General features: G+C 67.5%; 15 protein-coding genes. 3 read left to right on the top strand and 12 right to left on the bottom strand.

Annotated elements, in window-relative coordinates; all coding sequences use genetic code 11:
* The 3 genes from AC3WG5_RS08625 to AC3WG5_RS08615 all read right to left on the bottom strand — a co-directional run bounded on the left by AC3WG5_RS08625 (position 1) and on the right by AC3WG5_RS08615 (position 2710).
* Entirely contained in the window at positions 1-1095 is a 1095-nt protein-coding gene (locus AC3WG5_RS08625; protein WP_041702778.1) for an efflux RND transporter periplasmic adaptor subunit, read from the bottom strand.
* Between the two features lie 275 nt (positions 1096-1370).
* Positions 1371-2399 (bottom strand): dihydroorotase, encoded by a 1029-nt coding sequence (gene pyrC / locus AC3WG5_RS08620; RefSeq protein ID WP_492568404.1) that lies wholly within the window; start codon positions 2397-2399, stop codon positions 1371-1373.
* An 80-nt stretch (positions 2400-2479) separates the two neighbouring features.
* Positions 2480-2710, bottom strand: coding sequence for a sulfurtransferase TusA family protein (locus AC3WG5_RS08615; RefSeq protein ID WP_482583494.1), 231 nt, complete (start codon positions 2708-2710; stop codon positions 2480-2482).
* 127 nt (positions 2711-2837) lie between these two features.
* On the opposite strand from AC3WG5_RS08615, the gene AC3WG5_RS08610 reads away from it, so the two are divergent.
* The 3 genes from AC3WG5_RS08610 (at position 2838) to AC3WG5_RS08600 (ending at position 5091) form a co-directional block, all read left to right on the top strand.
* Positions 2838-3617, top strand: a complete 780-nt coding sequence (locus tag AC3WG5_RS08610; protein WP_492568403.1) for an NRDE family protein — start codon at positions 2838-2840, stop codon at positions 3615-3617.
* Positions 3614-4129 carry a CNP1-like family protein gene (locus tag AC3WG5_RS08605; protein ID WP_492568402.1) on the top strand — a complete coding sequence of 172 codons (516 nt, stop codon included), beginning with the start codon at positions 3614-3616 and terminating at the stop codon, positions 4127-4129. Before AC3WG5_RS08610 ends, AC3WG5_RS08605 begins: the two co-directional genes overlap by 4 nt.
* Before the next feature lie 74 nt (positions 4130-4203).
* Positions 4204-5091, top strand: a complete 888-nt coding sequence (locus tag AC3WG5_RS08600) for a DMT family transporter (protein WP_492568401.1) — start codon at positions 4204-4206, stop codon at positions 5089-5091.
* A gap of 48 nt (positions 5092-5139) precedes the next feature.
* Here AC3WG5_RS08600 and AC3WG5_RS08595 read toward each other — a convergent pair whose 3' ends face one another.
* The 9 genes from AC3WG5_RS08595 to murC form a co-directional block, all read right to left on the bottom strand.
* Positions 5140-5841 carry a ParB-like protein gene (locus AC3WG5_RS08595; RefSeq protein ID WP_482583498.1) on the bottom strand — a complete coding sequence of 234 codons (702 nt, stop codon included), beginning with the start codon at positions 5839-5841 and terminating at the stop codon, positions 5140-5142.
* Position 5842: 1 nt separating this feature from the next.
* Entirely contained in the window at positions 5843-6316 is a 474-nt protein-coding gene (gene moaC, locus AC3WG5_RS08590; protein WP_008954711.1) for a cyclic pyranopterin monophosphate synthase MoaC, read from the bottom strand.
* Positions 6317-6550: 234 nt separating this feature from the next.
* Complete coding sequence (locus AC3WG5_RS08585; RefSeq protein ID WP_008954710.1) at positions 6551-6733, bottom strand: hypothetical protein; 183 nt, start codon at positions 6731-6733, stop codon at positions 6551-6553.
* Positions 6734-6770: 37 nt separating this feature from the next.
* Positions 6771-7682, bottom strand: a complete 912-nt coding sequence (gene lpxC / locus AC3WG5_RS08580; RefSeq protein WP_041703213.1) for a UDP-3-O-acyl-N-acetylglucosamine deacetylase — start codon at positions 7680-7682, stop codon at positions 6771-6773.
* A 100-nt stretch (positions 7683-7782) separates the two neighbouring features.
* On the bottom strand, positions 7783-8973 hold the full coding sequence (gene ftsZ, locus AC3WG5_RS08575) for a cell division protein FtsZ (RefSeq protein ID WP_008954708.1): 1191 nt from the start codon (positions 8971-8973) through the stop codon (positions 7783-7785).
* Between the two features lie 111 nt (positions 8974-9084).
* Positions 9085-10299, bottom strand: coding sequence for a cell division protein FtsA (ftsA, locus tag AC3WG5_RS08570; protein WP_232503556.1), 1215 nt, complete (start codon positions 10297-10299; stop codon positions 9085-9087).
* A gap of 42 nt (positions 10300-10341) precedes the next feature.
* Entirely contained in the window at positions 10342-11070 is a 729-nt protein-coding gene (locus tag AC3WG5_RS08565; RefSeq protein ID WP_008954706.1) for a cell division protein FtsQ/DivIB, read from the bottom strand.
* The gene (locus tag AC3WG5_RS08560) at positions 11060-11971 is read right to left on the bottom strand and encodes a D-alanine--D-alanine ligase (RefSeq protein WP_492568400.1); all 912 of its coding nucleotides are present in this window, start codon (positions 11969-11971) and stop codon (positions 11060-11062) included. Before AC3WG5_RS08560 ends, AC3WG5_RS08565 begins: the two co-directional genes overlap by 11 nt.
* A gap of 53 nt (positions 11972-12024) precedes the next feature.
* Entirely contained in the window at positions 12025-13416 is a 1392-nt protein-coding gene (gene murC, locus AC3WG5_RS08555) for a UDP-N-acetylmuramate--L-alanine ligase (protein WP_492568399.1), read from the bottom strand.
* Positions 13417-13458: the final 42 nt, after the last annotated feature.

Genomic DNA, 13458 nt, shown 5'->3' with positions numbered 1-13458 from the left:
TTACCCTCCGCCCGAGGCTGGCGCCTGAGCGTCAGCCGTGCCCGTCGGCTTGACGCGGGCCTTGTCGCTCAGGAATCCGGCGCCGTCCACCGCCACCGTCTCCCCCGCTTTGAGGCCGGAGACGATCTCGACCCAGTCGCCGGCTTGCAGCCCGGTGGCGACCGCCCGTTCGCGCGCCTTCCCCTTCTGCACCACGTACACCACCACCCCCTTGGGCCGCTCGACCAGCGCCGGCAGCGGCACCGCCAGCGCGGTCTTTTCGGCCAACGTCAGCTCGCCGTCGAGGGCATCGCCGACGCGCCACGCGGTGTCGCCCGGCAACGGCGCGTAGGCGACGCGGGCGCGGCTGGCGACGTCGAAGCCGGCGCGCACCTCGCTCAACCTGACCTCGCGCTGGCGCGTGCCATCGCTCAGGCGCAGCGCCTGCCCGGGCTGCAAGCGCTGGCCGGCCTCGCCGCCGACCGCCAGCCGGACGCGGCGCGCGCCGCTGGCGTTGATGCGAAACAAGACCTTGCCGACGCCGACGAAATCGCCGACGTTGACCAGGCGCGCCTCCAGTTGCCCGGAGAGCGGCGCCACGATCACCGCCTTGCCGGCGTCGCGCGCCTTGATCGCGGCGGCCGCCTCGGCCGCGGCCAGCTGCTGCTGCAGCGCGGCCAGCGCCGACGACGACGACTCCATCGCCGAGGGCGAGATGAAGCCGCGCTCGACCAGCATGCTGTCGCGCTTGACCTGCGACATCTGCTGCATCACCAGCGCCTGCAGGCGTTCGACCTCGGCGTTGGCCATGCGCCGGGCATCGACGAGATTGGCGGCATCGAGCCGCGCCAGCGGCTGGCCGGCCGTCACCGCCTGCCCTTCCTCCACCAGCACCGCGGTGACCTGCCCGCTGACCTCGGCCGCCACCTCCGGCGCCACCGCGGCCTCGACTTCGGCATACACGCGCAGCGTCTCGTCCAGCTCGCGCGGCACCACCGTCAGCGTGCTGATGTTGAGCGCCGGTTTGTCGCCGTCGCCCGCCGCCTTGCCCGCCGGCTCGCGGCCGCATGCAGCGGCCAGCAGCAAGGCCAGCGCCATATAAACCCGAACGCGCATCGTGAATGCTCACCCCGCGTGAGTTGCCGGTATTGATAAGCACAGTATGGTTCATTTCGGCTGCACTCGTGACAGGCATAAAAAAACCCGGACACGTCCGGGTTTCAGGCTGCTGGCAAAGTGCTTTGATGCGTTCTTACAGGACCCGGCAAAGCCGGGCCTCTCCACTAAGGTTGTTGATTCCGCAGCCTCCCGATCCATTCCCAATCCCCCCGCCCTTGCCCTGCAAGGGAGCCTCGCTACGCTCGAGAAGGGTTATCAAGAGGGAAAAGAACTTAGATCAGCTTCCAGCCGATGCTCTCGCCGGCACGCAGCGGCACCAGCTCCTGGTCGCCGTAAGGCAGGCTGTCAGGCACGGTCCAGCTCTCCTTCACCAGCGTGATGGTGTCGGCGTTGCGCGGCAGGCCGTAGAACGCCGGGCCGTGGAAGCTGGCGAAACCCTCCAGCTGGTCCAGCGCATCGGCGGCCTCGAACGCCTCGGCGTAGAGCTCGATGGCGGCGTTGGCGGTGTACATGCCGGCGCAGCCGCAGCTGTTCTCCTTGGTGTGGCGGGCGTGCGGCGCGCTGTCGGTGCCGAGGAAGAACTTGGCGCTGCCCGAGGTGGCGGCCTTCACCAGCGCCTGGCGATGCAGTTCGCGCTTCAGTACCGGCAGGCAGTAGTGATGCGGACGGATGCCGCCAACGAAGAGGGCGTTGCGGTTCATCAGCAGGTGATGCGCGGTGATGGTGGCGGCGACGTTGGCCGGCGCGGCGGCGACGTACTCGGCGGCATCCTTGGTGGTGATGTGCTCGAACACCACCTTCAGCTGCGGCAGGCGCGCCAGCAGCGGCTGGAACACGCGCTCGATGAACACCGCCTCGCGGTCGAACACATCCACCGCCGGGTCGGTGACTTCGCCGTGCACCAAGAGCGGCAGGCCGATCTCGGCCATCGCCTCGAGCGCCGGCATGGCCTTGTCGATGCTGGTGACGCCGGCGTCGGAGTTGGTGGTGGCGCCGGCCGGGTACAGCTTGACGCCGTGCACGAAGCCGCTGGCCTTGGCCTTACGCACTTCCTCGGCCGAGGTGTTGTCGGTCAGGTACAGCGTCATCAGCGGCTCGAAGGCGCTGCCGGCGGGACGCGCGGCGAGCACGCGCTCGCGGTAGGCGGCGGCGGCCTCCACCGTGGTCACCGGCGGCTTGAGGTTGGGCATGATGATGGCGCGGCCCATCTGGCGACAGGTATCGGGCAGCACCGCCGCCAGCGCGACGTCGTCGCGTACGTGCAAGTGCCAGTCATCGGGGCGGGTCAGGGTCAGCTTCACGGGCAGATCTTTCTCGGTCGGGTCCGGCCTTCTCTGGCGCCGGACGCGGGGGGGTCAGGGTAGCGACGGGGCGTCAGCGCTCACTTGCGGCGGATCACCATGCGGAACTTGCCTTCCGCCGTGGTTTCCGAAGCCAGCAGCGCGTTGCCGGTCTGGCGACAGAACGCCTCGAAGTCCTTGGGCGCCCCGGGATCGGTGGCGATCACTTCCAGCACCGCGCCGCTGTCCATCTCGGCCAGGGCTTTCTTCGAGCGCAGGATGGGGAGCGGACAATTCAGTCCGGAAAGGTCGATCAGTCTGTCTGGCTGCATAGCGGCTTCTCCGCGCCATTCACGTTACAATAATCCGCTTATTTTACGCCGTGTTGGGCACGGCCCCAAGTCTGGTTCCGCCGGACCCAGCGCTTCGGCACCGCGCCCGCCGCTACGGATTCCCGCCATGTGCCTGATCGCCTTCGCCTACAAGACCCCCGCCCTCGGCCCGCTGGTGCTGCTCGCCAACCGTGACGAATACTACGCGCGCCCGTCGGCGCCGCTCGACTGGTGGGCGCCGGAACATCCGGACACGCTGGGCGGACGCGATCTGCAGGCGGGCGGCAGCTGGCTGGCGCTCGACAAGCGCGGCCGCTTCGCCGCCATCACCAATATCCGCGAGGGCCTGGCGCGCCGCGGCGAGCGCACGCGCGGCGAACTGGTGGCACGCTTCGTCACCGGCGAGGACAGCGCGCTGGCGTTCGTCGCCTGGCTCAAGGCCGAGCACGGCCGCTACGCCCCGTTCAACCTGCTGTTCGGCCAACTCGACGACCTCTACCACTTCCACAGCCGCGGTGCGCGTCTCACCCGTCTCACCCCCGGCATCCACACCCTGTCCAACGCCACGCTGGACACGCCCTGGCCCAAGGCGCAAAGGTTGGCCGAAGCCCTACGCGGCCTGCCCCGCCCGCCCTCCGAGGCCGAGGCCTTCCGCTGGCTGGCCGACGCCCACATGCCGCCGGTGGAGCAGCTGCCCAACAGCGGGGTCGGGCTGGCCATGGAAAAGCGGCTCGCCCCGATCTTCATTAATGACCGCGACTACGGCACGCGCAGCTCCATGCTGTTGACCGTGGCCGGGCGCGGCGATGTACACTTTTCGGAATTGACCTGGAGCATGGCCGGCCGCGAGGCCGGACGCCGGCACTACAGCCTGCGCCCGCTCCAGTCCCCCAGGAGACCCCTTTGAAACGACTGATCACGTTGCTGGCGCTGGGCGCCGGCACGCTTGCCGCCGGCGCTCATGCCGGCGACTACGAGCACAAGTATTCGACCTACGCCTTCGACGACGAGAAACCGTGGGAAGAAGGCAGCTACACCCTGCCCGCCTACCCGGCCGACGCCGACTGGGTCGGTTTCTTCGTGCACCACACGCTGCAGAACCAGTACTTTGTCGACGCCAAGAGCGTGAGCGTGGCGGATACGCAACTGGTGCGCTACGTGGTCAAGGTGGTGAGCCCGTCCGGCGCGGTCAACCTCAGCGCGGAAGGCCTGCAGTGCCGGCAGAAGCAATTCCGCAGCTACGCCTTCGGCGACACCATCAACAAGCGCTGGATCGAATCGATGAAACCGGTATGGCGCAACATCGAATACGGCGACCTGCTGCACCGCCGCCTGCACGAAAACCTGTGCCAGGACAACTGGGCGCCCAAAACGGGCGAGGACGCGGTGGCGCTGATGCGCAAGGCGCCGTGGCGCTGAGCCAGCCGGCCACATGACAGCACGCTGAAAAACCGGCAGCATAGCGGGATCGTTGTTTCCCCCATGCTGCCCCGATGCCTCCCTCGCTGATCGGCCTGACCCAGGTCCTGCTTTCCGCCGTCGCCTTCGGCACCATGGCCATCCTGGCCCGTTTCGCCTACGCCGACGGCACCTCCACCACCACCCTGCTGCTGCTGCGCTTCGTCATCGCCGGCCTGGTGCTGCTGCCCTGGGTGGCGCTGCAACGCCTGCCTTGGCCGACCGGCCGTGCGCTGCTGGCGCTGATCGTGATGGGCGCGGTGGGCTACGCCGGCATGTCGGCGTGCTACTTCAACGCGCTCAACCATGCTTCGGCCGGCACCGTGGCGCTGCTGCTCTACCTCTACCCGGTGCTGGTGCTGCTGCTGTCGATGCTGCTGGGCGAGCGCCTCACCCGCCTGCGCCTGATCGCCCTGCTGCTGGCGCTGTCCGGCCTCGCGGTAACCATCGGCCTGGAATTCTCGGCACGCCCGCTCGGGCTGGTGCTGGGGTTGGGGGCGGCGCTGATCTATTCGTGCTACATCCTGATCGGCAGCCGCTTCACCGCCGGCACCCACCCGCTCGCCGCGACCTGCGTGGTGATCCTGTCCGCCGCCGCCAGCTATGCGCTGCAGAGCACCTGGCAGGGCTGGGGGCCGCCGCACTCGGCGCGCGGCTGGCTGGCGATCGGGATGATGGCGCTGATCTGCACCGTGGCGGCGTTGGCCTTGTTTCTCAACGGACTGGAAAAAATCGGCGCGACGCGCGCCTCGCTGGTCTCCACAGTGGAGCCGGTCGTCACCCTGCTGCTGGCCTGGGCGCTGCTGGGCGAGCCGATCGGGCTGTCGCAGGCGCTGGGGGGGCTGCTGATCCTGGGCGCGGTGCTGCTGGTCAGCCGCGAGGCCGACCCCAAGCGCACCGAACTGACCGAACTGCACGACTGAGGCGGCCCCCGCCCGCCTGCCACGGCAGCCGGGCGGCAGGCCTCCCGCTCATGGCTGGGAACAGGCCCGCCCGGGGTAGCCCGGCAGGCCAGCGGCGTCCGGCTGGCACGCCAGCCGGCTGGCTTCGCGCAGGCGCTGCGCCAGCGTGGCGCGCGTCACCGGCGCCCAGTGCAGCCGCTCGCCGAGGTAACGCGCCCAGGCGAACTCGACGAAATAGACCTCGTCGCGCTTGTCGAACAGCCCGGCACGCTGGGCAAACCCCGCCAGCGAACGGTAGGGATAATCGGGCAGGTCCTGGATGCGGCGCGGCAGCGTCTCGGGGCGCACCGGCCTCCCCTGCTGGTCGGCCAGCCAGGCCCAGTGATGCGCCTGCATCTCGGGCCAGAACGTCGCCGGGTTCTCCAACCGCCCCTCGATCACCACCGGCACCTCACGCTGGCCCAGCGTCCACAGCTCGCGCGTCAGGTGATGGCCGTCCACCAGGTAATAGCCGGCATCCGGCCCGATCACCACCGGAATGCGCTTCTTGAGCATGTACTTGTGCAGCTTGGCGAGCGGCTTCTTGCCGAGATGGGCCAGGTCCTGCTCCACCTGCAGCAGGCCGATGCCGGGCTGGGTCGGGTGCAGCGCGGCGATCGCCAGCTGGCACACCGTGCCCACCGGCGTGTCGGGGGTACAGGCGTCTTCCGCCGCGGCCAGCGGTGCGGCGACCAGCAGCGCCAGCCACAGCAACAGAATCTTCAGCCGCATCTCACGCCTTCCAGTGACCCGACTTGCCGCCCTCTTTTTCCAGCAGGCGCACGCCGGTGATTTCCATGCCGCGGTCCACCGCCTTGCACATGTCGTAAATGGTCAGGAGGCCGACGTTGACCGCGGTCAGCGCCTCCATCTCGACGCCGGTGCGGCCGACGGTTTCGGCGGTCACCTCGAGGCGCACCGCCGACTCCGCGTCGAGCAGGGTGAATTCGGTGCCGACCCGGGTCAGCGCGATGGGATGGCACAGCGGAATCAGGTCGGCGGTGCGCTTGGACGCCATGATGGCGGCGATGCGAGCGATGCCCAGCACGTCGCCCTTCTGGTGGCCGCCGTCGCGGATCAGCGCGAAGGTGGCGGGCAGCATGCGAATCACGCCCTCGGCCACGGCACGACGGCGGCTCTCGCTCTTGGCGCCGACGTCCACCATATGGGCCTGGCCCTGGGAGTCGAAATGGGTCAGTTCGGACACGGGGGTCTCCTGGGAATGGGAAGGGGCCGACCAGCGCGCGGCCAGGTTGGCCGAAGGCTTGGCGCAGCCGGTTAGAACCTGTTTACGCTCTGCTGTGCGTCGGCGATACGGCGTTAAAAACGTCTTCGGAAGGCTCATTTACCACGTGGAAAGGCCGCTTCCTCAGCCGTTTTTGCCTTGTCTCGCTCCAGCTCGCGAGATCGTAAACAGGCTCTTAGAGCCGAGAGTGTGGCGCTAGCGCAAGAAACGCGCAATCAGCCAGAAGAAGGTAATCGCCCCCGCCAACAGGCCGGACCAGCGGATCAGCCGGCCGGCGCGGTGCAGGTAGTCGCGGTTGCGCGTCAGCGCGTAGCTGATCAATGCCCAGCCCAGCACCAGGATGGCGCCGTACAGCCACAAGCGCAGCACCCACAGCATCAGCCGCGCCCGCTCCGCCGCAAGGCCGGGGCCGCCATCACACCACCTCGGGCAGGCGGTGGAAGCTCGACGGCACCTCGGCGGGGTCGCTGAAGCTGACGTACTCCCAGGCGCCGGGGGTGGCGAGCAGGACACGCAGCAACTGGTTGTTGAGGGCGTGGCCGGACTTGCGCCCGGAGAACGCCGCGATCAGCGGATGACCGACGATGTAGAGGTCGCCGATGGCGTCGAGTATCTTGTGGCGCACGAACTCGTCCGGGAAGCGCAGGCCCTCCGGATTGAGCACGTACTCGTCGTCGATGACGATGGCGTTGTCGAGGCTGCCGCCCAGGCCCAGGCCGTGCTGGCGCATGTACTCGACCTCGTGCATGAAGCCGAAGGTGCGGGCACGGCTGATTTCGTCGATGTAGGAGCGCCGGGAAAAATCGATCTCCACCGTCTGCGGCGCGCGGTTGAACGCCGGATGGTTGAACTCGATGGCGAGCTCGACCTTGAAGCCGTCGTATGGCTCGAGGCGCACCCACTTGTCGCCGTCGCGCACTTCGACCGGCTTCAGCACCCGGATGAAGCGCTTGGGCACCGCCTGCTCGACGATGCCGGCGGACTGCAAGAGGTAGATGAAGGGGGCCGCGGAGCCGTCCATGATGGGCATTTCCGCGGCGGTCACCTCCACCACCAGGTTGTCGATGCCGAGCCCGGCAAAGGCCGACATCAGGTGTTCGATGGTGCCGACACGCACGCCGGTCGGGGTGACCAGCGTGGAGGAGAGGCGCGTGTCGTTCACCAGCGAGGGATCCACCTTCACGTCTTCCGACCCGGGCAAGTCGGTGCGACGGAATACGATCCCGCTGTCGGGCGCGGCAGGCAGCAGGCTGAGCTTCACCCGCTCGCCGGAATGCAAACCGACGCCCGTGGCGCTAATCGCTTGTCGTAGCGTGCGCTGCAATATCATCAGTGACTTCCTACCTGCTATCCGGACGCAAGCATTCTAGCACAGCGAAAAGCTGCGCTTTATTGATTACCCGGACCACATCGATAGCTTATGACAATCAGTCGGCCTGCTTGCGCAGGAAGGCCGGGATGTCATACGACTCGCTCACTTCCGGGTTGGAGAAGTCGGTCGAGGTCGGCGTGCGACGGCCGCGCTGGCGCATGATGGCCGGGGTATCGAAGTCGTCGTAGTTCAGCGAGTCGCCGACGCGGTCGTCGGTGCCGGTCTTGACGATCTTGATGTACTCCGGACGCTCCTCGCGCGGGGCGGCCTTCTTGGCGCTGCCCAGGCCGGTCGCGATCAGGGTCACGCGGATGGTGTCTTCCGGCATGTCTTCCACTTCGGCGGTGCCGAACTTGATCTGCGCCTCGTCGTCGGCGTAATGACGCACGATGCCCATGATCTCGCGGTATTCGCTCATCTTCAGGCAGCCCGGGGCGGTGGAGATGTTCACCAGCACGCCGCGCGCGCCTTCCAGCGTGATGTTGTCCAAGAGCGGGCTGGCCACGGCCTGTTCCGCGGCGACGCGGGCACGGTCGATGCCGGAGGCGTAAGCGGAACCCATCATCGCCAGGCCCATCTCGCCCATCACGGTGCGCACGTCGGCGAAGTCGACGTTGATCAGGCCCGGGCAGGTGATCACTTCGGCGATGCCGGCCACGGCACCCTTGAGCACGTCGTCGGCAGCGCGGAACGCTTCGCGCATGGTGACGTCTTCGCCCAGCACTTCCATCAGCTTCTCGTTGGGGATGACGATCAGCGAGTCGACGTGCTTCTTCAGATCCTCGATGCCGTTCTGCGCCACTTTCTGACGCTTGCCCTCATGGTCGAACGGACGCGTCACCACACCCACGGTGAGGATGCCCAGTTCGCGCGCCACTTCGGCCACCACCGGTGCCGCGCCGGTGCCGGTGCCGCCGCCCATGCCGGCGGTGACGAACACCATGTTGGACCCACGCAGCATCTCGGCGATGCGCTCGCGGTCTTCCAGCGCGGCGCTGCGGCCCACTTCCGGATTGGCGCCAGCGCCCAGGCCCTTGGTCAGGTTGTTGCCCAGCTGCAGCTTCTGCGAAGCGCGGTTGCGCTTGAGCGCCTGCGCGTCGGTGTTGGCGCAGATGAACTCGACGCCGCGCACGTTGTTGTCGATCATGTTGTCGATGGCGTTGCATCCGCCGCCGCCGACCCCGATGACTTTGATGACAGCCTCTTGGGCGGTCTCCTGCATTACTTCGAATACCATCGTGCTCATTTCCCTCTCCTCAATAAAGATGAGCTAACCCAAACGATTTACTGCTTGCCCGTACTGCACCGGCCCGCCCCGCCACGCCCCGACCCGCAGTCGGCACACGTGGCCAGGCCCTTAGAAGTTGCCGGCAAACCATGCCTTCATGCGCGAGATCATCTGCCCCAGCCCGGCGGACTCGGTCTTGTTTCCCACGTAACTGCTGTGAATCTGCTCCTTGCCGTGCAGCAGCAGGCCGACCCCGGTGGAGAAGCGCGGCGTCTTCACCACTTCGGCCAGGCCGCCGACGTACTTCGGCACGCCGATGCGCACCGGCAGGTGGAATACCTCTTCGGCCAACTCGACCATGCCCGGCATCAGGCTGGCGCCGCCGGTCAGCACCATGCCGGACGACAGCATTTCCTCGAAACCGCTGCGGCGCAGTTCCTGCTGCACCAATTGAAAGAGTTCCTCGACGCGCGGCTCGATCACCTCGGCCAACGTCGAGCGCGACATCTGGCGCGGCCCGCGCTCGCCCACCCCCGGCACCTCGATCATCTGGCCCGGATCGGCCAGGCTGACCAGCGCCACGCCGTGCTGGATCTTGATGTCCTCGGCCTCCTTGGTCGGGGTGCGCAGCGCCATGGCGATGTCGTTGGTGATCTGGTCGCCGGCGATCGGGATCACCGCGGTGTGGCGGATCGCGCCGTTGGCGTACACCGCGATGTCGGTGGTGCCGCCGCCGATGTCGATCAGGCACACGCCCAGGTCCTTCTCGTCCTCGGACAGCACCGCCAGCGCCGAGGCCATCGGCTGCAGCACCAGGTCGGAGGTTTCCAGGCCGCAGCGCCGCACGCACTTGGTGACGTTCTGCGCCGCCGACACCGCGCCGGTGACGATGTGCACCTTGGCTTCCAGGCGCACGCCGCTCATGCCCAGGGGCTCGCGCACACCTTCCTGGCCGTCGATGCTGTATTCCTGGGTCAGGATGTGCAGCACCTGATGGTCCGGCGGGATGGTCACCGCGCGTGCGGTTTCGATCACGCGGTCGATGTCCATCTGCATCACCTCGCGGTCCTTGATCGCCACCATGCCGTGCGAGTTGACGCTCTTGATGTGGCTGCCGGCGATGCCGGTAAACACCTCGTGGATCTTGCAGTCGGCCATCAGCTCGGCCTCTTCCAGCGCGCGCTGGATGGCCTGCACGGTGGATTCGATGTTGACCACCATGCCGCGCTTCAGACCGCGCGACGGCGTCTGCCCCATGCCGATGATGTTGAGCTGTCCGTCCTCGAGGACTTCCGCGACGATCGCCACGATCTTCGACGTGCCGATGTCGAGGCCAACCAGCATGTTCTTGCTTTCTTTCGGTTTGCTCACCTGTCGCTCCAACTGCTATTGCTTCTGTCCGTGAGCCGGCGGTGCCTTGTAATCGGGCATCCGCACGGCGAATCCATTGGGATAACGCATGTCTACGCTCTCGATGTGGTACGGCAGCGCGGCCAGCGTTCCCTTCCAGTGGGTGGCGAACAGGCCGGCGCGCTTTTCCACGTCGCCACGTCCCAGTTCCACCTGCACCCCGTTATCCAACTCCACCCGCCATGCCCGGCGCGGCGACAGCCACAGCCGCTGCGGCTTGAGGCCGGCCGGCTGCAACACCGGCTTGAGCGCCGCCAGCATGGCGACCATGTCCTTCTGCGCCCCGGCGGGGCCGTACAGCACCGGCAACGGCTGGTCGCTGGCGGCGTCGAACCACTCGCCGCGGCTGTTCACCAGGCCGTTCTCGCCCCAGCGCGCAATCGCCACATGTTCCTCGACCTCGATCTGCAGCGTGTCCGGCCACTGCCGCCGCACCTGCGCCTCGCGCACCCACGGCAGCTTGCCGAAGGCGGCACGGGTCTTGTCGATGTTCAGTGTGAAGAACGTGCCCAGCAACTCGTGCTCGGCGATATAACGCAACTGCTCCGGCGTCACCCTCTTCATCTGGCCCTGGATCTGGATCTTCTTCACCGGAAACACCGGTGAATGGGTGAGCCAAAATCCGGCGGCGTACAGCACCATCATCACCGAGCTCCCCAGCAGCAGATTCGCCAGGGTCCTGAGTGCCCGGTGGTTATCCCACATGGGCCATGTCCAGAATCGCCAGACACAGCTCCTCGTAACTCAAGCCTTCCACCCGCGCCGCCATCGGCACCAGGCTGTGGCTGGTCATGCCGGGCGAGGTGTTCACCTCCAGCAGGTAGATGCCGCCCGCCTCGTCCATCAGGAAATCCACCCGGCCCCAGCCGCGCCCGCCCAGCACCTCGAACGCGGTCAGCGCCAGTTCGCGCGCGCGCTGCTCCACCTCCGCGCTCAGGCCGGACGGGCAGCGGTACACCGTGTCGTCGCGGAAATACTTGGCCTGGTAGTCGTAGAACTCGGTGGCCGGTTCGATCTTGATGGTCGGCAGCGCCTTGTCGCCGATGATGGCGCAGGTGTACTCGCCGCCGCCGACGAAGGCCTCGGCGATCACCAGCTTGTCGTAGCGGCGCGCCTCTTCGTAGGCGGCACGCAATTCGCCCGGATGCTTCACCTTGGTGACGCCGATGCTGGAACCCTCGGTGGCCGGCTTGACGAACAGCGGCAGGCCGAGCTGGGTTTCCACCGCGGCGAAATCGCTGTCGTCGGCGAGCAGCACGAAGGCCGGAATCGGCAGCCCGGCACCCTGCCACAGCAGCTTGGTGCGCCACTTGTCCATGCCGATGGCCGACGCCATCACGCCACAGCCGGTGTACGGCATGCCCATGGTCTCGAGCGCGCCCTGCAGCGTGCCGTCCTCGCCGAACGGGCCATGCAGCGCGATGAACACGCGCTCGAAACCCTCGTCCTTGAGCGCGGCGAGCGGCTTCTCGGCCGGGTCGAAGGCGTGCGCGTCCACACCCTGGCTCTGCAGCGCCTTGAGCACCCCGCCGCCGCTCATCAGCGACACCTCGCGCTCGGCCGAGGTGCCACCCATCATCACTGCCACTTTTCCGTACTGCTTCATCGTCTATCCTTCTGCGCCCGCTGCTCGGCGGGCATCTTTATACCTTGGTCCGATCAAGCCTGAGCCGCGAGCTTGCCCGGTACCGCGCCGATCGAGCCGGCCCCCATGGTGATCACCACGTCGCCGTCCTGCACCGTGTCGAGGATGACCTGCGGCAGGTCGGCAATGGCCTCGATGAACAAGGGCTCGACCTTGCCGGTGACGCGCACCGCACGGGCCAGCGCGCGGCCGTCGGCGGCGACGATCGGCGCCTCGCCGGCGGCGTAGACCTCCGACAGCAGCAGCACGTCCACCGTCGACAGCACCTTGACGAAATCCTCGAACAGGTCGCGGGTGCGGGTGTAACGGTGCGGCTGGAACGCCAGCACCAGGCGTTGGGTCGGGAAGGCGCCGCGCACCGCTGCCAGCGTGGCGGCCATTTCCACCGGGTGGTGGCCGTAGTCGTCGACCAGGGTGAAGTGGCCGCCGGACGGACAGTCCACCTCGCCGTAGCGCTGGAAGCGCCGGCCGACGCCGGCGAATTCGGCCAGCCCCTGCTGGATCGATGCCACGTCGGCGCCGCACTCCAGGCCGATGGCGATGGCCGACAGCGCGTTCAGCACGTTGTGCCGCCCCGGCAGGTTGAGCACCACCGGGAAATGCAGCTGATTGCCGTTCCTGGCCACCACGTCGAAGTGCATCTGGCCGCCCACGGCGCGCACGTTGGCGGCCTGCACGTCGGCATCGTCGGAGAACCCGTAGGTGGTCACCGGCTTGGTGACGCGCGGCAGGATCTCGCGCACGTTGGCGTCGTCGAGGCACAGCACGGCGCGGCCGTAGAACGGCAGGCGGTGCAGGAAGTCGACGAAGGCCTGCTTCAGCTTGTCGAAGCTGTGCTCGTAGGTGTCCATGTGGTCGGCGTCGATATTGGTCACCACCGCCATCACCGGCGCCAGGTGCAGGAACGAGGCGTCCGACTCGTCGGCCTCGGCCACCAGGAATTCGCCCGAGCCCAGCTTGGCGTTGGTGCCCGCGGCGGTCAGCTTGCCGCCGATGACGAAGGTCGGGTCGAGCCCGGCCGCCGCCAGCACCGAGGCGGTGAGGCTGGTGGTGGTGGTCTTGCCGTGGGTGCCGGCGATGGCGATGCCCTGCTTGAAGCGCATCAGCTCGGCCAGCATCATGGCGCGCGGAATCACCGGGATATGGCGTGCCTTGGCTTCGACCACTTCCGGGTTGTCGGCCTTGACCGCGGTCGAGGTCACCACCACGTCGGCGCCCTGCATGTAGGCGGCGTCATGGCCGAAATGCACCTCGGCCCCCTGCGCCACCAGGCGCTTGGTGGCGGCGCTCTCCGCCATGTCGGAGCCGGACACGGTGTAGCCGAGGTTCAGCAGCACCTCGGCGATGCCGCACATGCCGACACCACCGATGCCGACGAAATGAATGTGTTTGACTCTGTGTTTCATTGCTGCTCGCTTGTCAGGGCCGCTTTCACCAGAAAACGGCCG

It is taken from the genome of Pseudogulbenkiania sp. FW507-F1 (assembly GCF_058781125.1).
This window is presented reverse-complemented; position numbering and strand designations above follow the sequence as displayed.